The 23885-nt window shown below is 68.0% G+C and carries 20 protein-coding genes; 14 read left to right on the plus strand and 6 right to left on the minus strand.

The window, feature by feature from the left end:
• Positions 1-18: 18 nt before the first annotated feature.
• Together OX958_RS11175 and OX958_RS11180 are read left to right on the plus strand one after the other, a co-directional pair.
• A complete protein-coding gene (locus tag OX958_RS11175) occupies positions 19-1764 on the plus strand; it encodes a CTP synthase (RefSeq protein WP_270137212.1) in 1746 nt (581 codons plus the stop codon).
• Positions 1761-2411 carry an NUDIX domain-containing protein gene (locus tag OX958_RS11180; protein ID WP_270137214.1) on the plus strand — a complete coding sequence of 217 codons (651 nt, stop codon included), beginning with the start codon at positions 1761-1763 and terminating at the stop codon, positions 2409-2411. The genes OX958_RS11175 and OX958_RS11180 overlap by 4 nt, the downstream gene beginning before the upstream one ends.
• Before the next feature lie 5 nt (positions 2412-2416).
• Here the strand turns inward: OX958_RS11180 and OX958_RS11185 are convergent, their stop codons facing one another.
• Positions 2417-3364 (minus strand): helix-turn-helix domain-containing protein, encoded by a 948-nt coding sequence (locus tag OX958_RS11185; protein ID WP_270137215.1) that lies wholly within the window; start codon positions 3362-3364, stop codon positions 2417-2419.
• A 70-nt stretch (positions 3365-3434) separates the two neighbouring features.
• Between OX958_RS11185 and OX958_RS11190 the strand changes: the two genes are divergently transcribed.
• Entirely contained in the window at positions 3435-4472 is a 1038-nt protein-coding gene (locus tag OX958_RS11190; protein ID WP_270137216.1) for a saccharopine dehydrogenase family protein, read from the plus strand.
• Between the two features lie 84 nt (positions 4473-4556).
• Here the strand turns inward: OX958_RS11190 and OX958_RS11195 are convergent, their stop codons facing one another.
• Entirely contained in the window at positions 4557-5309 is a 753-nt protein-coding gene (locus tag OX958_RS11195; RefSeq protein ID WP_270137217.1) for a peptidylprolyl isomerase, read from the minus strand.
• Positions 5310-5337: 28 nt separating this feature from the next.
• Positions 5338-8742, minus strand: a complete 3405-nt coding sequence (locus OX958_RS11200) for a GH92 family glycosyl hydrolase (RefSeq protein WP_270137218.1) — start codon at positions 8740-8742, stop codon at positions 5338-5340.
• A 122-nt stretch (positions 8743-8864) separates the two neighbouring features.
• Between OX958_RS11200 and OX958_RS11205 the strand changes: the two genes are divergently transcribed.
• A complete protein-coding gene (locus OX958_RS11205; protein ID WP_270137219.1) occupies positions 8865-9302 on the plus strand; it encodes a cupin domain-containing protein in 438 nt (145 codons plus the stop codon).
• Between the two features lie 14 nt (positions 9303-9316).
• Here the strand turns inward: OX958_RS11205 and OX958_RS11210 are convergent, their stop codons facing one another.
• Entirely contained in the window at positions 9317-10147 is an 831-nt protein-coding gene (locus OX958_RS11210; protein WP_270137220.1) for an LLM class F420-dependent oxidoreductase, read from the minus strand.
• A 523-nt stretch (positions 10148-10670) separates the two neighbouring features.
• On the opposite strand from OX958_RS11210, the gene ald reads away from it, so the two are divergent.
• From ald to OX958_RS11245, 7 genes are all read left to right on the plus strand, one after another.
• Entirely contained in the window at positions 10671-11786 is a 1116-nt protein-coding gene (ald, locus tag OX958_RS11215) for an alanine dehydrogenase (protein ID WP_270137221.1), read from the plus strand.
• On the plus strand, positions 11783-12724 hold the full coding sequence (gene xerD, locus OX958_RS11220; protein ID WP_270139032.1) for a site-specific tyrosine recombinase XerD: 942 nt from the start codon (positions 11783-11785) through the stop codon (positions 12722-12724). Before ald ends, xerD begins: the two co-directional genes overlap by 4 nt.
• A gap of 456 nt (positions 12725-13180) precedes the next feature.
• A complete protein-coding gene (locus OX958_RS11225; protein ID WP_270139034.1) occupies positions 13181-14056 on the plus strand; it encodes a ParA family protein in 876 nt (291 codons plus the stop codon).
• A gap of 86 nt (positions 14057-14142) precedes the next feature.
• Entirely contained in the window at positions 14143-14430 is a 288-nt protein-coding gene (locus OX958_RS11230) for a hypothetical protein (protein WP_442913259.1), read from the plus strand.
• A 7-nt stretch (positions 14431-14437) separates the two neighbouring features.
• A complete protein-coding gene (locus OX958_RS11235) occupies positions 14438-15517 on the plus strand; it encodes a segregation and condensation protein A (protein ID WP_270137223.1) in 1080 nt (359 codons plus the stop codon).
• A 359-nt stretch (positions 15518-15876) separates the two neighbouring features.
• Entirely contained in the window at positions 15877-17472 is a 1596-nt protein-coding gene (gene scpB, locus OX958_RS35275; protein ID WP_333486507.1) for an SMC-Scp complex subunit ScpB, read from the plus strand.
• Positions 17450-18202 (plus strand): pseudouridine synthase, encoded by a 753-nt coding sequence (locus OX958_RS11245; protein ID WP_270137224.1) that lies wholly within the window; start codon positions 17450-17452, stop codon positions 18200-18202. The genes scpB and OX958_RS11245 overlap by 23 nt, the downstream gene beginning before the upstream one ends.
• A 115-nt stretch (positions 18203-18317) precedes the next feature.
• Here OX958_RS11245 and OX958_RS11250 read toward each other — a convergent pair whose 3' ends face one another.
• A complete protein-coding gene (locus OX958_RS11250; protein WP_270137225.1) occupies positions 18318-19118 on the minus strand; it encodes a hypothetical protein in 801 nt (266 codons plus the stop codon).
• A 273-nt stretch (positions 19119-19391) separates the two neighbouring features.
• Here OX958_RS11250 and pafA point away from each other — a divergent pair, with 273 nt between their 5' ends.
• Together pafA and OX958_RS11260 are read left to right on the plus strand one after the other, a co-directional pair.
• Positions 19392-20753 carry a Pup--protein ligase gene (gene pafA / locus OX958_RS11255; RefSeq protein ID WP_270137226.1) on the plus strand — a complete coding sequence of 454 codons (1362 nt, stop codon included), beginning with the start codon at positions 19392-19394 and terminating at the stop codon, positions 20751-20753.
• A 204-nt stretch (positions 20754-20957) separates the two neighbouring features.
• Positions 20958-21929 carry an FKBP-type peptidyl-prolyl cis-trans isomerase gene (locus OX958_RS11260; RefSeq protein ID WP_270137227.1) on the plus strand — a complete coding sequence of 324 codons (972 nt, stop codon included), beginning with the start codon at positions 20958-20960 and terminating at the stop codon, positions 21927-21929.
• A 19-nt stretch (positions 21930-21948) separates the two neighbouring features.
• On the opposite strand, the gene OX958_RS11265 is transcribed toward OX958_RS11260, so the two are convergent.
• Entirely contained in the window at positions 21949-22218 is a 270-nt protein-coding gene (locus OX958_RS11265) for a hypothetical protein (RefSeq protein WP_270137229.1), read from the minus strand.
• A gap of 374 nt (positions 22219-22592) precedes the next feature.
• Between OX958_RS11265 and OX958_RS11270 the strand changes: the two genes are divergently transcribed.
• The gene (locus OX958_RS11270) at positions 22593-23777 is read left to right on the plus strand and encodes a hypothetical protein (protein ID WP_270137230.1); all 1185 of its coding nucleotides are present in this window, start codon (positions 22593-22595) and stop codon (positions 23775-23777) included.
• The last annotated feature ends 108 nt before the right edge of the window (positions 23778-23885 follow it).

Below are 23885 nucleotides of genomic sequence, written 5' to 3' on the forward strand. Positions count from 1 at the left end.
GAGGTAGCCTTAAAGCCCGTGGACAGAGCTTCGTTCGGGCAGCAGACCAAGCACGTATTCGTCACCGGTGGCGTCGCCTCCAGTCTCGGCAAGGGGCTGACAGCGTCAAGCCTCGGCAGTCTGCTGACGGCGCGCGGCATCCGGGTCACCATGCAGAAGCTGGATCCGTATCTCAACGTGGATCCCGGCACCATGAACCCGTTCCAGCACGGCGAGGTGTTCGTCACCAACGACGGCGCCGAGACCGACCTGGACATCGGGCACTACGAGCGTTTCCTCGACCGGGACCTGTCCCAGGTCGCCAACGTCACCACCGGCCAGGTCTACTCGTCGGTGATCGCGAAGGAACGCCGCGGTGAGTACCTGGGCGACACCGTCCAGGTGATCCCGCACATCACCAACGAGATCAAGGACCGGATGCTGGCGATGGCCGGCCCGGACGTCGACGTGGTGCTGCACGAGATCGGCGGCACCGTCGGCGACATCGAGTCGCTGCCGTTCCTCGAGGCGGCCCGCCAGGTCCGCCACGACGTCGGCCGGGACAACGTCTTCTTCTTGCACATCTCGCTGGTGCCCTACATGGCGCCGGCCGGTGAGCTGAAGACCAAACCGACCCAGCACTCGGTCGCCGCGCTGCGCTCGATCGGTATCCAGCCGGACGCCATCGTCTGCCGCGCGGACCGGCCGATCCCGGACGGCGTCAAGCGCAAGATCTCGCTGATGTGCGACGTCGACGTCGAGGCCGTGGTGGCCGCGCCGGACGCGCCGAGCATCTACGACATCCCGAAGGTGCTGCACGGCGAGGGCCTGGACGCGTTCGTGGTCCGGCGGCTCAACCTGCCGTTCCGCGACGTCGACTGGACCCGCTGGGACGAACTGCTGAAGGTCGTGCACCACCCCGCCGACCAGGTCACGGTCGCGCTGGTCGGCAAGTACATCGATCTGCCCGACGCGTACCTGTCGGTCGCCGAGGCGCTGCGGGCCGGCGGTTTCGACAACGACGCCAAGGTCAACCTGCGCTGGGTCGCCTCCGACGAGTGCGCCACCCCCGAGGCGGCCGCGCGGCTGCTCGGTGACGTGGACGCGATCTGCATCCCCGGCGGTTTCGGGGTGCGCGGGATCGAGGGCAAGATCGGCGCGATCCGCTACGCCCGCGAGACCGGTATCCCGATCCTCGGCCTCTGCCTCGGCCTGCAGTGCATGGTGATCGAGGTCGCCCGCGACCTGGCCGGCCTGCTGGAGGCGAACTCGTCGGAGTTCGACCCGGACGCGGAGCAGCCGGTGGTGGCGACGATGGAGGAGCAGAAGCACATCGTCGACGGCGCCGGGGACCTCGGCGGCACGATGCGGCTCGGGCTCTACCCGGCGAACCTGGCCGAGGGCTCGATCGTCCGGAGCCTGTACGGCGCGCCGTCGGTGCAGGAGCGCCACCGGCACCGCTACGAGGTCAACAACGCCTACCGCGACAAGCTGGAGGCGGCCGGGCTGGTGTTCAGCGGCACGTCGCCGGACAACGAGCTGGTCGAGTTCATCGAGCTGAACCGCTCGCTGCACCCGTACTTCGTCGCCACCCAGGCGCACCCGGAGCTGCGCTCGCGGCCGACCAAGCCGCACCCGCTGTTCTCCGGGCTGATCGAGGCCGCCCTGGTTCGCCAGCGTGAGTCGCGGCTGCCGGTCGAGGACCTGACCAAGCCGGCCGGGAAGCCCGCGGCGAAGAGCGCGGCCAAGGCCGACGCCAAGGTCGAGGCGGCGAAGGCGCGATGACCGACCACCCGGTACTCCGCTTCGGCGCCGGGCTGGCCGATGCGGCGGAGTCGTGGGAGGTCGCGTCGTCGGAGGTGGTGCACTCGACCGGCCGGGTGATCTCGGTCCGCCGTGACCAGATCGTCCCGCTGGGCGGCGGCGACACCTTCACTCGCGATGTGGTCGTGCACCCCGGCGCTGTCGGGGTGGTCGCGCTGGACCAGGACAACCGGATGTTGCTGGTCCGGCAGTACCGGCATCCGGTCGGCCACCGCCTGCTCGAGCCACCCGCCGGCCTCCTCGACGTACAGGGGGAGGCCTACCGGCTGGGCGCCGAGCGTGAGCTTTGGGAGGAGGCCGCCACCAAGGCTGCCGACTGGCGGGTGCTGGTGGACGCCTTCACCTCGCCCGGCCTGACCAACGAGGCCGTGCGCATCTTTCTGGCCCGCGACCTGTCGGAGGCCTCCGAGACCTACGACCGCCTCCACGAGGAAGCGGACATGGAGACCGTCTGGGCTCCGTTGGTGGACGTCGTGGGCGCGGTCCTGGCCGGCGACCTCCACAACCCGATCCTCGTCATGGGCGCCCTCGCCGCCTGGGCAGCCCTCAACGGCCCCGGCTTCGACAACCTCCGTCCCGCCGACTCACCTTGGCCCGCCAAGGACTGAGCGGGTCAGGCGGGGGAGGTGCGGAAGGAACGGCGGTAGGAGTCTGGGGGGACACCTACTACTCGCTTGAACTGGCGGCGGAGCGTAGTGGCCGTGCCCATGCCGGTCGCGACGGCTACTGACTCGATGCTGTTGGGAGTTGCCTCCAGAAGCTCCTGCGCCCGGCGTACGCGTTGGGTCAGGAGCCACTGGAGCGGGGTCTGGCCGGTGACCGAGCGGAACTGGCGGCCGAGGTTGCGGGGGCTCATGTTGGCCTGCCGGGCCAGGTCGGTCACTGTCAGCGGCTCGTCGAGGCGTTCCTGGGCCCAGGCGAGCAGGCCGGCCAGTAGGTGGTCGCCAGCTGGCTGCATGGGCGTGGCGACGAACTGTGCCTGACTGCCGGGCCGGTGTGGGGGCATGACCAGCCGGCGGGCAACGGTGTTGGCGATGATCGCGCCATGGTCGAGGTGAATCAGGTGGATGCAGAGGTCGACCGCTGCCGCTTTCCCCGCTGCGGTCAGCACGCTGCCGTTGTCGGTGTAGAGCACGTCCGGGTCAACGGTGGCCGCTGGGTAGCGGGCAGTGAGTTCTGCTGTGTGCGCCCAGTGGGTAGTGGCGCGCCGGCCGTCCAGCAGCCCGGCTGCGCCCAGCGCGAAAGCGCCTGTGCAGAGCGAGGCGATTCGGGCGCCGGCGTCGTGAGCCGCGCGAATAGCCTCGACCAGCTCCGGCGGTGCAGCGACGTCGACGTCGGCACACGCGGGCACGAGCACTGTGTCGGCCGTGACTATCCGATCCAGTCCGTACTCCGGGTCAAGGGTGAACGGGCCGACCGTCACCGGACCCGGGCCACAGAGCAGCACGTCGTACCAGTCGTCGCGGGCGATCTCCTCCGGAGGTGTCCGGAAGATCTCGTAGGCCACACCCAGCTCGAAGTGGAGCAGGTGGCCGGCGGTCGCCAGCGCGATCGTGTGCATGTCCGAAAGTGTACGCATGCTGTCGTTCGGACCATCACGGAAAGTACCGGTCGGCCGCCACAGTTGAGCTATGCAGACAGCGAAGGCAGTAGTGGTCTACGGCGCGACCGGGCACACCGGCCGCTTCATCGTCGCCGAACTCGTCCAGCGAGGGTTCACCGCGATCCTGTCCGGGCGGGACGCGGCCAAGCTCAGGACACTGGCCGCGGAGTGGGACGGCCTCACCGTTCGCCCAGCCGCCATCGATGACCCTGAGGCGCTGGATCAGGCGCTTTCCGGAGCAGCAGCGGTGATCAACGCCGCTGGTCCCTTCGCGGTGACGGCAGGACCCGTGGTCGAGGCTGCACTGCGTGCCAGGATCCCGTACGTCGATGTCGCGGCGGAGATCGAGGCGAACGTCGCGATGTTCGCCGACTATGCGGAGGCCGCCCGTGAGGCAGGCGTTGCCGTCGTACCGGCGATGGCCTTCTACGGCGGTCTCGGCGACCTGCTCGCGACTGCGGCTATGGGCGAGTGGGCCGGCGCAGACGAGGTGCACGTCGCCTACGGCCTGAACAGCTGGCACCCGACCCCCGGCACCCGTACCGCAGGGCAGGTGTCCCACGACCGTCGCGGCGGCCGCCGGGTCCGCTTCCGGGACGGCGAGCTGCAGTACCACGACGAGCGGCCGGTGCAGCAGGCCTGGGACTTCCCGGATCCGGTGGGGCGGCGAGAGGTGATCGCCGGGTTCACCATGACCGACGTGGTGACGATCCCGAGCCACCTGACGGTCTCCGAGGTGCGCACGTACATGTCGATCGAGGCGGCCAAGGACCTGTCCGACGAGGACACCCCGGAGCCAACGGCCGTCGACAGCTCGGGCCGCTCGGACCAGACGTTCGTAGTGGACGTCGTGGTCCGCAGTGGAGGCGACGAACGCCGCACGTCAGCCAACGGCCAGGACATCTACGCCATCACGGCACCGCTGGCTGTAGAGGCCGTCCAGCGCATCCTGGCCGGACAGACCCGGACCATCGGCGTCGCCTCCGCCGGTCAACTGTTCGGCGCCGAGGATTTCCTCCGGTCCTTGACGCCGACTCTGTCGATCAGCGGCATGCCGAAGCTGTAGCCCGCGGCTCAAGACAACAGCCGCCGGGACTGATGGGTCCCGGCGGCTGTTCTCGGTATTGCTCGCTGTCAGTGGCTCTGTCGGTCAGTGGCTCAGCCGGAGAGCCAGCAGGATGTCGGTCTTGCGGTTGGGGTTGCCGTCCACCGGAGCCGGTGTCTCCGGGGTGGGCTTGACGCCGGCGGCGGCCACCCGGTCGATCGCCTTGAGACCGAGGCGGTCCACCGAGCCGAAGACGGTGTAGTCCGGGCGGAGGCGGGAGTCGCCGAAGACCAGGAAGAACTGGCTGCCGTTGGTGTTCGGGCCGGCGTTGGCCATCGCCAGCGTGCCACGGGCGTAGACCTTGCGGGTGCCGGTGGCGTCGCCCGGCCAGTTCGGCAGGTCGGTCGGGAGCTCGTCCTTGTACGAGTAGCCCGGGCCGCGCTCACCGGTGCCGGTCGGGTCGCCGCACTGCAGCACCTTGAGGGTGTCGTAGAGCGTCAGCCGGTGGCAGGTGGTGAAGTTGTAGAAGCGGCTCTTGGCCAGGTGCAGGAAGCTCTGCACCGTGCAGGGCGCCTTCGCCCGGTCCAGCGACAGCAGCATCGGCCCCTGGTTGGTGGCCAGCAGCACCTTCACGATGCCCTTGTCCGGGGTGCGCTTGGGGTCCGGCGGCAGCGACACCGGCCGGGGCGACGGGTCGTCAGGAGTGGCGACATAGCCGCACGGGCCGTTGGTGGTCGTCGGCGGAGCTGCTGCTTGCGGTGTCGCAGTCGCGGTGGGCTGAGCGAGCGCGGTACCGGTGGTGGACAGCAGCCCTGCGACGGTCAGCGCCGCGCAGGCGATGACACTGGTTGCTCTCATCGATGGTCTCCTTCTGGGGCGATCGGGATCAGCCGGTGGCCAGCGTGAAGATCCGCAGGTCGCGGTTCTTCGGCAGCGTCACGCTAACCGGTGTCCTGCCCGCCGGGAAGGTGAACGGGGCAGTAGCGAAGATGTGGGTGGTGACATTGTCCTTGCCGCCACCCGCCTCGTTCCGGTACGGCGTGGTGGCGACGACCAGGTTGCCGAAGCGCACGGTGTCGCCGCCTCCGCCTAGGGTCCAGTCGCTGAAGGACAGGTCGACCGGGCCGGTGCTGCCGTCGGAGTACGTCAGGGTGGCCGTGCCCTGCTGGTTGCCGTTGACCGCGCTGCCGACGAAGGACAGCTTGGTCGCCCCGGCCGGGAGGTTCAGCTTGAGGAGTTGCCCGTCCGCAGGCACGTTGTCGGGATCGCCGACCGGTACTGCGGGCCAGGTGAACGTCAGGCCTTCCTTGGTGACAGTGGCGCCGGGAGCGAGTCCCGCAGCTGCCAACGCCTGACGGGAGTAGCTGACGCCACCACCGTCGTAGTCGGCTTCGTTGTGGTCGCCAGTGTCGTCTGAGGCCGCGACGCCTTCGCGGAGTACGGAGAAGGAGTTGGGCTCGCCTACGACGACAGTGAATCCCAATCGGGGGAGTGCGGTGCCGTCTGCTGCTTGGAGAGCGACAGTGACCGAGTACCGGCCGTCCGGCGTACCGGGGGCTGCGGTGATAGTCACTGGTGCGCTGCCGATGCCAGTGGTTGGGTCCACTGTGAAGGTGCCGCTTGCAGGAGACGCAGTGAGTCCGGCGGGTGCGGTCACGGAGTACTTCACGCTGGTGGCCTTGCCGCTGAGGCGGTGGGCCTTGATGGCCACAGGAGCGCTGGTGGTCCCCGGCGCGACCACTACCCGGCTCGTGTCGGTGGAGGTCTGGAAGGGGATCTCCCCGGTCCGCCAAGAGCGCGGCGTGTCATTGGGCCCGGTGCCCCAGGACTTGTTGGGCGTAGCGCCCAGGACGAAGTCGAGCTTGCCGCCCTTCTTCACCACGTCCTCGTCCAGCCATGGCTTGGTCGACGGCTGCCCGTCCACCTTCAAGCTCTGCACGTACTGCGCGGGTGCCTCGGGCGCGTTGATCTCGATCGACTTGCCACGCTCGCGGTGGATGACCGCCTTCGGGAACAGCGGAGCGGCCACCTGCAGGTCCGCGCGGCTCGGCACCTCGGGGTACAGGCCCAGAGCGGTCCAGACGTACCAGGACGACATGGCGCCCAGATCGTCGTTGCCGGGAATGCCGCCGGTGGTGGTGTTCCACAGCTGGTTCATGGCCTGCCGAAGCGTCTCCTGTGCCTTCCACGGCTGGCCGCTGTAGTTGTAGATCCAGGGAGTGTTGATGGACGGCTCGTTGTCCATCTCGGCGTGCAGTGCTCCGGCCCTGGTCAGTGCCCAGTTGCCGTCGGCGTCCTTGAAGAACGCGTCCAGCCGCTGGTTGACCTTCTCCGTGCCGCCCATCGCGTCGAAGAGCCCGGCCCGGTTGTGCGGGATCATCCAGGTGTACTGCGCGCTGCTGCCTTCGGCGAACCCGTCCCCGGTCGACGGCTCGAAGCCCGGCCACGCGCCGTTCTCGTCCCGGTTCTGGATGTAGCCGCCGTTCTCCGGGTTGAAGACGTTCTGCCAGTACTGCGACCGCCGGAGGAACTTGTCGTACGTCGGGCCGTCGTTGGTCTTCAGCGCCAGTTGGGCGATCGCGAAATCCGCGGTGGTGTCCTCGAGCGTCTCGACCGCGCCACCCCACGCGTTGGACTTGGTGGGGATGTAGTGCAGCGCGAGGTACTTGTCGAGCGACGGGCGCTGGCCGATCGACATGACCGGCTTGCCGGCCGAGCTGAGGTCTTTGGCCGTCGGCACGGTTGCGGCCTTCACCAGCGACTTCAGGGCGGCGCGGGCGTCGAAGTTGGTGCCGCCGAAGGCGTAGATGCCTGCCACTGCAGGGGCGGACGGGTCGCCGGTCATCACCGCAGTACTGCCGGAGGCGTGGGTCCAGCGGTCCCAGATGCCGCCATTCTGGTTCGCTTGGTTCAGCAGCGACTGGGCGATGTCACCGGCCTTGCGTGGCTCCAGCAGAGCCAGTAGCTGGACCTGTGAGCGGTAGACGTCCCAGCCGGAGAAGGTCGCGTACTGCGCTTGCTGCGGCGCTTTCACGAAGTGCTTCTTCTGGTCGAAGCCCCAGTACTCGCCGTTGACGTCGCTGAACACATTGGGGTGCAGCAGCGCGTGGTAGAGCGCCGTGTAGAAGGTGGTTCGCGAGGCGGTCGTGCCGCCGGTGACCTCGATCTTGCTCAGCTGGTCACGCCAGGCCTGCTTCGTGGCGGCCGCTGTCTTCTCCAGCGAGGTGCCGGCCGGGTTCTCGGCCTGCAGGTTCGCCTGGGCGTTCTCCTTGCTCACGTAGGAGATGCCGACACGCATGTTGACCGTCTTGGCGTCGAAGCCGACGTACCCGCCGGAGCCCTTGTTGGCGGGCATCCAGCCGTCAGCCCCGTACGACGTACCGCCCTGGGCGCTCGTGCTGCCAGGGGTGACAGTCGTGTCCTTCCAGGTGCCCGTCTTGGCGAACGGCTGGTCGAACTCGGCCACGAAGTGCAGCGTGTAGTAGCTGCGCCGCCCGACGGACGCGAGGTAGCCGCAGAAGTTGCCGGCGGTCACCGAGCCGGTGATGGTCCGCTTGGCCGGGTCGATCGCGATCTGGGCATCGCTGCTGCCGACCTGCGAGTTCGAGGTGCGGAAGAGCAACGAGGCGGCCTTGTCGGCCGGGAAGGTGAACTTGGCGGCGCCGGTGCGGGTGCTCGCCGTCAGCTCGGTGGTGACGCCAGAGTCGAGCCCCACCTTGTAGTAGCCCGGGTTGGCGACCTCGTTGGCGTGGGAGAACGTGCTGGCGTACAGAGCGTCCTTGGCGTCGGCCTGAGGAGAGGTGATGACCTCACCGGCGTGCGGGAAGACGGGGATGTCGCCGGAGCCACCTGCACACCCGGTGCCCGACATGTGGGTCAGGCTGAAGCCGCGGATCCTCGTGGCGTCGTACAGATAGCCGCCGGGGGCCGCTGTGCGGTAAGCGTTCCCCCTGCTCGTCTCTGGGCTGAAGGAGAACATCCCGAACGGCGCGACGGCCCCGGGGAAGACATTGCCCAGGTTGGATGTCCCGATGAGCGGGTCGACGTGCTCTGTCGGGTCCGCGGAGCTCTGGGTGATCCGTGACGCCCCGACGGCCTGGGCCGAGCGAAGACCGGGTGGCGTGGCGTCTGGCGTGGCAGTGGTCGGCTGCGGCTTCCCACTGGAGCCAGGTGGAGCCGGACTAGGCCCGGCAAGTGCTGAGGTTGTCAGCGAGACGGCTGCGATCAAGGACCCAGCCAGTACTACGGACGCGCGGCGGCGCAGGGCGGACTTCTTCAAGGGGTTCCCCACCTTCGACGTCGATTCACGGGCGGCGTGACATCGTTGTCAGCAATAGATAGCCGACGATCTGCTACCTGGCAACCCCGGAGCGTGAGATCGGCCGATTTCGGTCGGCCCGCTACGGTCTGGGCATGGCGACTGACGAGCGGCCGGAGTTGGCAGCTGTGCTGGGGTTGGAGCAGCACCCGGAGGGTGGGTGGTTCCGGGAGACGTGGCGGTCGGAGGTGTCGTTCCGGCCCGACGGGTACGACGGTGACCGGGCCAGTGCGACGGCGATCTACTTCCTGCTGGCGCCGGGGGAGGAGTCGCGCTGGCATCGGGTGCGGTCGGCGGAGATCTGGTTGTGGCACAGCGGTGGGCCGCTGACGCTGGAACTCGGCGGCACGGGGGACGACCCGGGCGAGCCGCAGGCCATCACGCTGGGACCTGACGTCAAGGCAGGCCAGCACCCGCAGGCCGTAGTACCGGCGGGTGCTTGGCAAGCTGCTCGGCCGACAGGGGATCAGCCGGTCCTGGTGTCCTGCATCGTCTCCCCGGGGTTCGACTTCGCCGACTTCACCCTGCGCTGAATCAGGATCCTGCGCTAGATCAGCACCGTGGCCAGCGCCTCGTAGCCCGGCAGCAGGTCCGGTCCTTCCTTGCCCAGCTGCTGGATGACGACCTGGTCGGCGCCGGCTTCGAGGTGCGCCTTGAGCCCTTCGGCGATCTCGACCGCGGTGCCGTGCAGCACGAGTGCGTCGACCAGTTCGTCGCTGCCGCCGTCGGCGAAGTCGTGGTCGCCGAAGCCGAGCCGCTTGAGGTTGCTGGTGTAGTTGCTGAGCTTCAGGTAGGTCGCCAGGTAGTCACGGCCGACCGCCCGGGCGATCTCGTCGTCGGTCTCGAGCACGATCTTCTGCTCCGGCGCCAGCAGTGCCCCGGCGCCGAGCGTCTCGCGAGCCTGCCTGGTGTGCTCGGGAGTGGTCAGGTAGGGCAACGCGCCGCCGGTCCGCTCGGCGGAAAGCTTGAGCACCCGCGGACCGAGGGCGGCCAGCATCCGGCGGTCCACCGGCACCTTGCCGTCGTCGAGCTCGTCCAGGTAGTCGACGATCGTCTCGTACGGCGTCTTGTACTCGCCGGTGTGCTCGCGGTGCCCGATCCCGATCCCCAGCACGAACCGGCCGGGCTGCTCGGATTCCAGCCGGTGGTAGGACTCCGCGACGGTGGCCGCGTCGTCCTTCCACATGTTCACGATGCTGGTCCCGACCACCGCCGTGGTGGTGGACGCGAGCAGGACCTCCGCGTCGCGCAGATCGCCGGGCGGGGAGCCGCCGAGCCACAGCGTGCCGTACCCCGCCTGCTCGACCCCCGCGGCCAGCTCGGGCCCCCACTTGTCAGCCTGGTGCCAGATCCCGAATCGTCCCAGATCGACCGCCACGTCGTGCTCCTCTCGTCGGTCCTGAAAAAACGGACACAGTTCAACAACGGCAACAGCGGGCGGACCACCATTCCAGCCTGGATCGCCTCACCTGGCAACGATGGCAGCTGCAAGCATCCCCGACCCGGGGCCGGCACTCAACGTTCGTTGCCCGGGCAACCATCGGCGAGGGTGCCGCGCGGGGCGGCGGAAACCATCGTGCGCGACCACGGTTTTTGTTCGGCGATCAACTTCCAGGGGTTTCCCGGCGGGGTACCGGAAAGTAGCTGAACGGGTTAAGAAAAAGCCGCCGGGAAAGAGGCCGGTAAAGATTAACGGGACTGCCACGCGGCATTCCTGCGCGTCGGCGGCGGACAGGACCAACCCGTCGGGTGGTATGAACCCGGCGGTCGTACACTCGGCAGCGACCTGGCGTTCCCAACCCCTCGAAACGCCCGGGCCGCGGAGCACAACGATGTGGGCCGCTGCGACTCGGAGAGCATTCAGCCCGAGTCGTCACCTGGATACGGAAGAAGGGCAAGTTGTGAAGGTCGGAGTACCGAAGGAAGTCAAGAATCACGAGTACCGGGTGGCGATCACCCCGGCCGGCGTGCACGAGTTCGTGCGCAACGGTCACGAGGTGCTGATCCAGCAGGGGGCCGGTACCGGTTCGCTGCTCCCCGATGAGGAGTTCGTCGCGGCGGGCGCCCGGATCGTCCCCACCGCCGACGAGGTCTGGGCCGAAGCCGAGCTGGTGCTCAAGGTCAAGGAGCCGGTGGCCGAGGAGTACCACCGGATGCGCAAGGACCAGGTGCTGTTCACCTACCTGCACCTGGCCGCGAGCCGGGAGACCACGACCGCGCTGATCGACTCGGGGATCACCGCGATCGCCTACGAGACGGTCCAGCTGCCGGACGGGTCACTGCCGCTGCTCGCGCCGATGAGCGAGGTCGCGGGCCGGCTGGCGCCGCAGGCCGGTTCGTACCACCTGATGGCCAACGGCGGTGGCCGCGGCGTCCTGATGGGCGGCGTCTCCGGCGTGCACTCGGCCCGGGTCGTCGTCATCGGCGCCGGCGTCGCGGGCATGAACGCGGCCGCGATCGCGCTCGGCATGCAGGCCGAGGTGCAGTTGTTCGACCGCAACATCGCCCGGCTGCGGGACGCCGACCGGACCTACCAGGGCCACCTGCGCACGGTCGCGTCGAACGCCTACGAGATCGAGAAGGCGGTGCTCGAGGCCGACCTGGTGATCGGCGCCGTGCTGGTCACCGGCGCGAAGGCGCCGAAGCTGGTCAGCAACGAGCTGGTCTCGCGGATGAAGCCGGGCAGCGTGCTGGTCGACATCGCGATCGACCAGGGCGGCTGCTTCGAGGACTCCAAGCCGACCACTCACGCCGACCCGGTCTACCAGGTGCACAACTCGCTGTTCTACTGCGTCGCCAACATGCCGGGCGCGGTCCCGAACACCTCGACGTACGCGCTCACCAACGTGACCCTGCCGTACGCCGTCGAGCTGGCGAACCTGGGCTGGCGGGAGGCGCTGAAGCAGGACCACAGCCTCGCGCTCGGCCTGAACACGCACGCCGGCCACATCACCTACGGGCCGGTGGCCGAGGCGCACGGCCTCGACCAGCTGAAGCTCGACGAGGTGCTGGTCTGAGCCGGGAGATCACGCGGGCGGTCAGCTCCTACCTCGACCATCTGACGGTCGAGCGCGGGCTGGCCGCCAACACCCTGGCGTCGTACCGCCGCGACCTGCGCCGGTACGACGCCTACCTGGCGGGTGTGGAGATCGACAGCCTCGGCAGGATCTCCGAGGCCGTCGTCGGCGACTTCCTGATGCGTCTGCGCGAGGGGGATGCCGACCACCCGCCACTGACCGCTTCCAGTGCGGGCCGGACCGTCGTGGCGGTCCGTGGGTTCCACAAGTTCCTGCTGCGGGAGGGCCTGACCAGTACCGACCCGGCGACCTCGGTGAAGCCACCTGCGCCGCCGAAGCGGCTACCGAAGGCGCTGTCGGTGGATGAGGTCACCCGGATCCTCGCCGCGGCGGCCGGGGCGGAGGCAGAGCCCGCAGTACTGGCGACTCGGGATGCTGCGCTGCTGGAGTTCCTCTACGGGACCGGCGCGCGTATCTCGGAGGCCGTCGGGCTGGACGTGGACGAGGTCGATCTGGAGGCCGGTGCGGTGCTCCTGCGCGGCAAGGGCAACAAGGAGCGCGTCGTACCGGTCGGCTCGTACGCACGCGAGGCGCTGTCGGCGTACCAGGTGCGTGGCCGGCCGGACCTCGTGCAGCGCGGGCGGGGGTCGCACGCGCTGTTCCTGAACGCCCGCGGCGGCCGGCTGTCCCGTCAGAGCGCCTGGACCGTACTGCGTCGCGCAGCGGAGCGGGCCGGCGTCGCCAAGGAGATCTCGCCGCACACCCTGCGCCACTCGTTCGCCACCCACCTGCTGGACGGCGGCGCCGACGTACGGGTCGTCCAGGAACTGCTCGGGCACGCCTCCGTCACCACGACGCAGGTGTACACCCTGGTCACGGTCGACAAGCTCCGCGAGGTCTACGCGACCTCGCACCCGAGGGCGCTGACCTCCACCTGACCGCAGCCCGGCCGGGCCGGCCGACGCGCCGGGAGCCGATGTGCCGAAATCAACGGCGGTGTGCAATCATTCCGTCACGGTCGGTCACTCTGGCGGAGTGATCACCCGTGTCCGGAAGGACGGCCGACCCCGCTGCGGAGTGGCTGGTTGAGAGTGCTTGAATGCACGCTTACAGTCGCTGGGATCGCCCGTATCGGTTGAAAGGTTTGACGAGTCATGAACGAGTCGACATTCCCGGGCACCCAGCACCTGTCGTCGTCGACGGAACCGATGTCGCCGACCCCTGACCCGGCGCCCGCCACGCCCACCGCGACACCCTACGAGGCACCTGCCCCGGCACCCGCCGAACCACAGGAGCCACCAGCACCGACGACCCCGGTTCCGCCCCGGACCGTCACCCCACCCAGTAACTATGCGGAGATGCCCCGGCCGACGGCCAAGCTCACCGCGGAGGACATGCACCCTGTGAATGAGCCGAACGGCGCGATCGGCAAGATCGGGCCGACCGGACGGCCGCTGCCCGACCTGCCGGACGTACTGCCGCCGACCCGGCGCGGTCCCGCGCAGGTGATCGCCATGTGCAACCAGAAGGGTGGCGTCGGCAAGACGACGACCACCATCAACCTGGGCGCCGCGATCGCCGAGACCGGCCGCAAGGTGCTGCTGATCGACTTCGACCCGCAGGGCTCGGCCTCGATCGGCCTCGGCGTCCAGCCGCACGACCTGGAGATCTCGGTCTACAACCTGCTGATGCAGCGCGACATCACCCCGGACGAGGTGATCCAGGCCACCAAGGTGCCGAACCTCGACCTGTTGCCGGCCAACATCGACCTGTCCGCGGCCGAGGTGCAGCTGGTCCAGGAGGTCGCCCGGGAGTACACGCTGTCGCGGGTGCTCGAGCCGATCATCCCGCTGTACGACGTGATCCTGATCGACTGCGCGCCGTCGCTGGGCCTGCTCACCGTGAACGCGCTGACCGCGTCGAACGGCATCGTCGTACCGCTGGAGTGCGAGTTCTTCGCGCTCCGCGGGCTGGCGATGCTGACCGACACGATCGGCAAGGTGCAGGACCGGCTGAACCCGAAGCTGGAGATCGTCGGCATCCTCGGCACCATGTTCGACGGCCGCACCACGCACGCCCGGGAGGTGCTCGACCGGGTCGTCCAGGCCTTCGACGAGCGCGTCTTCCACACCGTCATCCGGCGTACCGTCAAGTTCCCCGAGACCACTGTCGTCGGCGAGCCGATCACGACGTACGCCCCGTCCTCTTCTGCGGCTACCCAGTACCGCGACCTTGCCAAGGAGGTGCTCGCGCGTTGTCCCGCCGGGTGAGTCTGCCAGGTGCCAGCGAGCTGTTCGGGGGTGCGGCACCCAGGCAGTCCAGACCCGAGAAGCGCACCACCACTGACGGATCGTCGTTGTCCGACGACCGCCCCGGTTCGAACGGACGGGCCCGCACGGCCGTCGTCGAGGACCGCAAGTCCAGTGGACGGATCCGGCACGACACGAAGATCACCGTGTACGTGACGGAGGAAGAGCTGCTCGGACTCGAACAGACTCGGCTCGCGTTGCGGGCCGAGCACGGCCTGACGGCCGACCGCGGCCGGATCGTCCGGGAGGCGATCGACGTCCTGCTGGCCGACTTCGTCGACCACGGACCGGACTCCGTGCTGGTGCAGCGCCTCCGGGCCGCGGCTCCGGAGTGACCGGGCGATGAGCGATGCCCCGGCTCCCGAAGCAGCCGCGGCCGACGCCGCGGAGACTTCGGAGCCACCGATCGAGCTGCCCGGGATCCCTGACCCGGAGTCGCCGGTGGTGGCCGAGAGCAAGGGCTTCAACGTTCACCTGGTCAACTTCGAGGGCCCGTTCGACCTGCTGCTGCAGCTGATCAGCAAGCACAAGCTGGACATCACCGAGATCGCGCTGTCGGTGATCACCGACGAGTTCATCGCCTACATCAAGGCGCTCGGCTCGGAGTGGGACCTGGACCAGACCTCGGAGTTCCTGCTGATCGCGGCGACGCTGCTGGACCTCAAGGCTGCGCGGCTGCTGCCGTCGGGCGACGTCGAGGACGCGGAGGACCTGGCGCTGCTGGAGGCGCGGGACCTGCTGTTCGCGCGGTTGCTGCAGTACCGCGCGTTCAAGCAGATCGCGGGGCTGATGCAGCAGCGGATGGCCGAGGAGGCGAAGCGGTTCCCGCGCGCGGTCGGGATGGAGCCGCGGTTCGCGGACCTGCTGCCCGAGGTGTTGCTGGGCGTCGACCCGGAAGGGCTGGCGAAGCTCGCGGCCCGGGCGCTGGCGCCGAAGCGGGAGGTGGTGCCGGAAGGGGTTTCGCTGGCGCACCTGCACGCGCCGGCCGTCACCGTGCGCGAGCAGGCCGCGGTGATCATCGAACGGTTGCGGCGGCAGCGCAGTACGACGTTCCGGCTGCTGGTGGCGGACTCGCCGGACACGGTGACGACGGTGTGCCGGTTCCTCGCCCTGCTGGAGTTGTTCCGTGAGGCGGCGGTGTCGTTCGAGCAGGAGACGCCGCTGGGGGAGCTGACGGTCCGGTGGACCGGGACCGACGACGGTGAGATCGCGGTGGGCGACGAGTTCGACGAGGTGGCGGCGCCGGCCGACGGTGAGGGCGAGGCCCCGGTGGTCTCCGACGAGACCGACTTCCTCGAGCCCGGCGAACTGCTGACCGAGCCGGATCCCGAGCCGGAGTCCGAGGTCGCCCCCGAGTCCGCAACCGAGCCAGACACCGAGCCCGGAACCGGGCCGGAGGAGCACGAGACGGTGGAGCAGTGACCGACAACCAGACCCCCGACCTCCAGGCGCAGTCCGAAGCCGCCACAGCCGACGTACTGGAGTCGGTCACCACCACCGAAGCGGCAGGTTCCACCGAGGACGCGGCCTCCGGGGACGGAGCGTCCGGGGACGCTCCCGCCGAGGACGTTCCCACCGGGGACGTTCGGTCCGAGGATGCTCCCACCGAGGATGCTCCCACCGAGGACGTTCCTACCGGGGACGCAGGGTCCGAGGATGCTCCCACCGAGGATGCTCCCGCCGATGACGCAGCGACCGATGACGCAGCGACCGATGACGCAGTGACCGGGGACGCAGCCTCCGGGGACGCAGGCTCCGAGGATGCGCCTACCGCTGACGAGGTGTCGAGTGCCGCAGCGTTTGCCGGCGACGATGGCTCCGAGGAGACTGCCGCCGAGGACGAGGCTGGCGGCGTACCTGCTGGGGTTTCGACGGTGGGCGTACCGGTTGCGGGCGATGTCGAGGCGCTGTTCGACGAGGACGTGGTGGTGGCTGCGGACGCCATCGACGACGCCACCATGCGGCGGGCGCTGGAAGCGATTTTGATGGTGTCCGACGAGCCGCTGCCGGCGCTCACGCTGGCGCGGACGGTCGGGCGGGTCGTCGCGGATGTTAAGGCGGCGCTGGAAGGGCTGGCGGAGGAGTACACCGAGCAGGGGCGGGGGTTCGACCTGCGCGAGGTCGGTGGCGGGTGGCGGTACTACACGCGGGAGGACACGGCGCTGTACGTCGAGCGCTACGTTCTCGACGGTCAGCAGTCGCGGCTGACCCAGGCGGCGCTGGAGACGCTCGCGGTGGTCGCCTACAAGCAGCCCGTCAGCCGTGCCCGCGTCTCCGCCATCCGTGGTGTCAACGTCGACGGCGTGATGCGCACCCTGATCAGCCGAGGCCTGCTGGAAGAAGCCGGACCCGACACCGAGTCGCAGTCGACGCTCTACCGGACCACGTCGTACTTCCTCGAGCGGATGGGCATGCAGTCCCTGGACGACCTGCCCGAACTGGCGCCGTACCTCCCCGAGATGGACGACATGGAGGAAGAGCTGGCCGCGCAGGCGGCAGCTGCCTCCGCCGAGTCTGCTCCGGCCGAGGAAGACGCGGGCCCGCTGGAGAACGACTTGGCCCCGCCCGCCCCAGCACCTGCCGCCGACGATGCCGATGACGAGAGCGCTGGCGGGGAAGACGAAGCGGTGGCCGGTGCAGCGGGTGTCGAGGGCGAGAGCGCTGGCGGGTTGGACGAAGTAGCGGTTGCTGGTGAGGCGGATGTCGACGGCGTCGGCGCTGCTGGGGTAGACGAAGAAGCCGTTGCTGGTGAAGCGGACGTCGATGGTGTGAGTGTTGGCGGCGAAGACGAGGTGGTTGCCGTCGAGGGTGATGCCGACGACGAGAGCGCTGGCGGGTTGGACGAAGTAGCGGTTGCTGGTGGAGCGGGTGTCGACGACGTGAGCGCTGGCGGGGTAGACGAAGTGGTTGCTGGTGGCGCGGATGTCGAGGACAAGAGCGCCGAGGTCGATGGCGTAGGTGTTGGCGGGGTCGACGATGTGGTTGCCGTCGAGGACGATGCCGATGACGAGAGCGCTTCCGGGGAAGACGACGCGGTGGCCGGTGAAGCGGGTGTCGACGACGAGAGCGCTGGCGGGTTGGACGAAGTAGCGGTTGCTGGTGAGGCGGGTGTCGACGGCGTCACCGCTGCTGGGTTGGACGAAGACGCCATTGCTGGCGCAGCGGATGTTGATGGCGTGAGCGCTGGCGGGTTGGACGAAGTAGCGGTTGGTGGTGGAGCGGGTGTCGATGGCGTGAGCGCTGGTGGGGTGGACGAAGCGGTTGCCGGGGTGAGCGGTGGGAGTGGGGGCGGGGATGATGGTGTGGAAGTGAGCGGGGATGAGACCGATGACGGTGTCGCCCGTGGTGAGACGGATGAGAGTGCTGCTCGTGGCTGAAGAAGAAGGTGGGATTCGGCTGCAGAAGGCGTTGGCGCAGGCGGGTGTGGCGAGTCGGCGGACTGCCGAGGAGATGATCGGGCAGGGCCGGGTCGAGGTGGACGGGCAGGTGATCACCGAGTTCGGTACCCGGGTGGATCCGGCTGTGTCGGTGATCCGGGTCGACGGCGAGCGGATTCCGCCGGTGACGGCGCATGTCTACATCGTGCTCAACAAGCCGCGCGGTGTCGTGACCACGATGGCCGACCCGCAAGGCCGTCCCTGCGTCGCCGACTACGTGCAGGACCGGTCCGAGCGGTTGTTCCACATCGGCCGGCTCGACACCGACACCGAGGGGCTGCTGCTGCTCACCAACCACGGTGAGTTCGCGCACCGCCTCGCGCACCCGTCGTACGAGGTCTCGAAGACCTACGTCGCCGAGGTCGAGGGCAACGTGAAGACGGGCACGCTGCGCCGCCTGACGGACGGTGTCAACCTCGAGGACGGCCCGGCGCAGGCCGACACCGTCCGCGAGATGTCCAGCATCAAGGGCCGCACCCTGGTCCAGATCACCCTGCACGAAGGCCGCAACCGGATCGTCCGCCGGATGTTCGACGCGATCGGCCACCCGGTCAAACGCCTCACCCGTACGGCGATCGGCCCGGTACGCCGGGGCAACCTGCACACCGGCGAACTCCGCGAGCTCGACAGCAAGGAACTCGGCCAGTTGCTCGACATCGTCGGCCTCTGACCCGTATCAACCGGACCTGGGCCACACACCAACGGACTCGTTCTCGCGTAGCTCGAGCGTGAACGAGCCCGGCCCGGTCGCTGAGAACGGGCTTGGTCAGTGGCTCAGCTCCGCACTACTCCCCGAACAACTGCCCGGCTTCGGGCGTGTGGAGGAAGTAGCGGAAGTAGTTTGACTCGGCGAAGGTAGCGGGCACCTTGCCGAGGCCCTGGATCACCGTGGCGGCGCCGTTGCCGTGGCCGACGGCGTACAGGTAGCCGGTCTTGGTGTCCTGGTCGATGCCCAGCAACAGCGTCCCCTGCGAGCCGCACCTCTCCGCGATCAAGGCGTCGAACGCCTGCCAGGTCGACGCCCGGACCTTCTTCACCACCGGCGCGGTAGCTCCCGTGGAGACCCGGATCGTGTAGAGCGCGCCGCCGTTGGTGGTAGCCAGGAACGTGTCGTACGTGCGGGTCTGGCTGATCAGCGTCATCGCCTTCACCGACGTGAAGCCGGGGAACGTGGTGTAGTACCGCCAGCCGTCCTTGCCGACCGTCCAGCGCGCGATCACATCGCCCACCAAGGCGTAGGTGTTCTGCCGGAGGAAGCTGCTGTCCGAGTACGTGCTGCGTTCGAAGTACCGGTGGTACTGCGTCCACCCACCGCCGATCAGCGTCAAGCTGTCCGAGCCGGGCACGACGTCGCCGTTCCCGTCGGTGGTGTAGCTCGTGTAGTACATCCGGGGCCCGAGTGCCACCATGCCGGTTCGCTGCACTCCGGCCGGTACGACGGGCTCGAAGCCGAGCGAGCTGGGCAGCCGCGCGGCTCCGTCCGGATAGAGGTCCTTCGGGCGGACCATCGCTGCACTCGCCGTGGGCGGTTTACCGGCGGTGACTCCCTGGAAGCGGTGATCGCCACCGGCCGTCACTGCCCCCACCGAAAGACTGCACGCAGCCGCAGTACTCACCGCACCCGCCGGTACCACGGACAACGATCCCGCCAGCACCACACCGCTCAAAAACCCCGCCATCGACCAGACCGCTCTGCGGCTTCCCCTCATCGCATCTCCTTCGTCGTAACCCGATGGTCGCCGAGCACCACTCCCAGTGTTCGATGCGTGCCGATCGCGAAAGGTTGCCGGACAACGAAGCGGTGACGGCGCGCCTGTGACTCGACCCGATTGTCGGAGCAGGGTCGTAGGGTGGGTGATGTGAACCGGCGAATCTTCGGTCTGGAGAACGAGTACGGAGTCACCTGCACTTTTCGCGGTCAGCGCCGACTGACCCCCGATGAGGTGGCCCGGTACCTGTTTCGGCGCGTCGTGTCCTGGGGGCGGAGCAGCAACGTCTTCCTCCGCAACGGGGCCCGGCTCTACCTCGACGTGGGCTCCCACCCGGAGTACGCGACCGGCGAGTGCGACTCGGTCACCGACCTGATCGCACATGACAAGGCGGGCGAGCGGATCCTCGAAGGACTGCTCGTCGACGCGCAGAAGAGGCTGCACGACGAGGGCATCTTCGGCGACGTCTACCTGTTCAAGAACAACACCGACTCGGCCGGCAACAGCTACGGCTGCCACGAGAACTACCTGGTCAGCCGGCACGGCGACTTCGCCAAGCTCGCCGACGTGCTGATCCCGTTCCTGGTCACCCGGCAGCTGATCTGCGGAGCCGGCAAGGTGCTGCAGACGCCGCGGGGCGCGGTGTATTCCGTCAGCCAGCGCGCCGAGCACATCTGGGAGGGCGTCTCCAGCGCGACCACCCGGTCCCGCCCGATCATCAACACCCGCGACGAGCCGCACGCGGACGCCGAGCGGTTCCGCCGGCTGCACGTGATCGTCGGCGACTCGAACATGTCCGAGACCACGATGCTGCTCAAGGTGGCCAGCACCGACCTGGTACTGCGGATGATCGAGGCCGGCATCGTGATGCGCGACCTGACGCTGGACAACCCGATCCGGGCGATCCGCGAGATCAGCCACGACATGACCGGCAAGCGTGAGGTCCGGCTGGCCAACGGCCGCGAGGCCAGCGCGCTCGACATCCAGGGTGAGTACCTGACCAAGGCACGCGACTTCGTCGACCGCCGCGAGCTCGGGACGCCGGCGGTGGAGCGCGCGCTGAACCTGTGGGAGCGCTGCCTGAAGGCGATCGAGTCCGGCGACCTGTCCGGGATCGAGCGCGAGATCGACTGGGTGATCAAGTACCGGCTGATCGAGCGCTACCGCCAGCAGAACAACCTCGGTCTGGCCAGCCCGCGGGTGGCCCAGCTCGACCTGGCCTACCACGACATCCACCGTCCCCGCGGTCTGTACTACCTGCTCGAGCGCAAGGGCGCGGTCACCCGCGTCGTCGACGACCTGCGGGTCTTCGAGGCCAAGTCGGTGCCCCCGCAGACCACCCGGGCCCGGCTGCGCGGCGAGTTCATCAAGCGGGCGCAGGAGCGCCGCCGCGACTTCACCGTCGACTGGGTGCACCTGAAGCTGAACGACCAGGCCCAGCGCACGGTGCTGTGCAAGGATCCGTTCAAGTCCCACGACGAGCGGGTCGAAAAGCTCATCGCCAGCATGTGACGCCGGCAGCAGCCACCGGCAGCGTCCGTCGATCGGGCCTGCCGGTGGCTGCCGCACGCTGCGTGACGTGACCGAACGGTGACTGAGGTGGCAGCGTGCGGCTTGATCGCGCAGGCTAGGGTGGGCGAGTTCATCTGGCCGTGTATCCAGGCCGGGCCCGCCATCGGCCGTGGCCCAGCCGTGAGATTTTCGAGGTGCTCGTTCGTGCGCAAGCTGTTGAGTCTGGTTGCTGTACTGGCGCTGGGGACTTCCCTGGCCGCCTGCGGCTCCGATGATTCCAAAGCCGGGGGCGACTTCGGCAAGATCGGGATCAAGGTGACCGAGGAGTTCGGCAAGAAGCCGACCGTGACCCACAAGGAAGGCGAGCCGGACAAGGCGCTGCTGACCGAGGTGGTCAAGGAAGGTGACGGCCCGGAGGTCAAGAAGGGCGACTACCTGACCGCCAACTACCTGGGTCAGATCTGGCGCGACGGCAAGGTCTTCGACAACTCCTACGACCGCGGCGCGCCGTCGTCGTTCCCGATCGGCGTCGGTGGCGTCATCAAGGGCTGGGACGAGGCACTGGTCGGCAAGAAGGTCGGCAGCCGCGTCGTGCTCTCGATCCCCGCGGACAAGGGCTACGGCCCGGCCGGCGGCAACGAAAAGGCGGGCATCACCAAGGACGACACGCTGATCTTTGTTGTCGACCTGTTCGGTACCGCCTCCAATTCCACCAAGCTCGACGCAGATCCGGTCGCGTCGGCCGCTACCCCGTTCAAGGTGACCGGCGCACTGGATGCCGAGCCGAAGGTCACTGTGCCGGCCGGCACCAAGGCCCCCGCCAAGCCGAACAAACCGGTCGTCCTGGCCACCGGCAAGGGCAAGCCGATCGCGAAGGGCGATCAGTTGATCGGCCGCTACGTCGTCTTCGACTACACGGGCAAGAAGCAGGCCAGCACCTGGGACCCGCAGCCCGCGTCGCAGCAGGCCCCGGCCCAGCCCGGTTCCCCGACCGAGAAGCTCCAGGTTGGCCCGGGACCCAAGGGTGAGACCGGCGCACTGGACGGCCTGGCCGGTATGCCGGTCGGCAGCCGCGTGCTGGTCGAGCTTCCGCCGGCCAAGGACGCCAAAGGCAAGGTGACCAACGCTTTCGCGGTCATCGATGTGCTGAACGCGTTCCCTGCGCCGAAGCAGTAGCAGCAACCTAGCTCCACAGTCAGGTGGTAGCGGACACTTCGGTGTCCGCTACCACCTGTTGTTGTTTTCGGCGCTCTGCAACTTCCTGCAGTTTCTTTGTTTTGTCGCCGCCGCCTGTCACAGACTGTGCAAGATCAATATCGGGTAGTGATGAGTGAGGAGTGCAAATGAGGGCAGGAAGACTCGTCAGTGCAGGCACGGTGGCGCTTCTGGCGCTTGGTGGATCAGTGGTGGCGACAGCCATGCCGGCGAATGCGGCGGCGATCGGGTGCACCGTCGGCCGGTACATGACGCCTCCGACGACAAAGTACAACGGTGGCGTTGCGCAGTGTCAGGTTCTGAACAACGGTTCTCGTGTCCGGGCGGCAGTGCATTGCAGGAGTGCCTTCAGTACCTACTGGGTCTACGGCCCCTGGGTGACCAGGTCGCAGACCCTGTCTAAGGGAATCTGCAACAGTCTTCAGGACGATGCCTTCGAAGTCGACTATCGAAACTGATTGAATGGTGGCGGCGCTATTGCCGCCGCCACCATTGGTCAGATCCGATCGGTGCAGATTTGCAGCAAGCTGCAAAGACCCTTCCCAATCGCAATTGACATCGATTATTTTCCATTGCGTCTGCGGTTGAAATCATTCGGCCGGAGTATTCCATGGGGAGCGAATTGTGGCAAAGCTAAAGAAATTCGGCATGATGGCTGGTGCGGCGGTATTGCTGGCTTCGACACTTCCGGCGCGTGCTGAGGTCGGGCCGGACGCTATCCGGCAGCGGGCGTCGGTAGGGGTTCTGCAGGGTGAGCGCATCAGCGAGTGGAGTGTCGACGGCTTCGCGGTAGCTGCCAAGTCGGCGTCGGTCGAAGAGAGTTACGGCATCACGGTCCTCGAGACCAAGACCGGGCCGAGTACGATCGCCGATCTCTCGTTGGCCGGCGCGGAAGACGCGCGTGATCGCGCGCTCTGGGCGGCGTCCAGTGAAGGCGTGCAACTTTCTTGGGGATCGGACGCCACCGTGCGGGAGTACCGGGTGAGCCGCGACGGTGAGCTTCTCAGTGTGGTCACGGGAAGTAGCTACTTCGACGGGTCGGCCACGCCCGGCAGTGAGGCGACCTACCTCGTTCAGGCCGTGCCGAAAGAAGATGTCGAGGGAGAAGGGCGCACCTGGAGCCTCAATGTCCCGGTGCCGAAGTCCTCTGGCTCGGATCTGAGTGCGCTCAAGCAGGAAGCCGAGCAGACCGCAGCGGCAGTTGCGGCGATCGACAAGAGTTCGGTGACCTACAAGACTTTCATTCCGCAGCAGTATCTCAGCGCTCCGCCGGTTGGCTGCGGAAGCTACAGCGGATCCGCCTACAGTTTCGGTGGTGATAACCGGACCTGGTCGCAGACCTCGACTGCGTACCGGACCCGTCAGATTGTCAGCGTCAACTGGTTGTCGAGCGCGTCCCTCGAGACGTCGAACGTCAATGGGGCGACCAAGGTCTATCGAACCTCAAACAAGCAACTGATCAGCACCAAGACCGCCAGCAACTCGGGTATGTCAATTCGGAAGTTGGCCGGCAGTACGACGGCAAAAGCGGACCTTCGGTTCACTCTGGATTCGACGAATCCGTTCTGCACAGGAATCCCGAACTCCATCTCGGCGGTCTTCACCATGATCGTCACGCGCTCTGGCAACTGGTCGATCACGTCGGGCAGTCACAAGCAGATGCCGAATCACGAGATCTACATGGGTCGGCACACCGCTGGTTACCCTCGCTACACCACCGCCTACCGGCGGGCGTACCTCAGCCCACAGTGCCTTGTGGCGGTGAACTGCCGCAGGGCCAACATGGGTGGGTTCTCTGGAACGTACTGACCAAGGTGCTGGTGTACTGCGATCTGGTGCTCCGGAGTCGATCCTTCGGCTTCGGGGCGCCGCCCGGCGGCCGCGGTAAGGACCCGGCCGTCTAGAGTGAACCTCGGA

The sequence above is a fragment of the Kribbella sp. CA-293567 genome, from assembly GCF_027627575.1.
Classification (GTDB): Bacteria; Actinomycetota; Actinomycetes; order Propionibacteriales; family Kribbellaceae; genus Kribbella.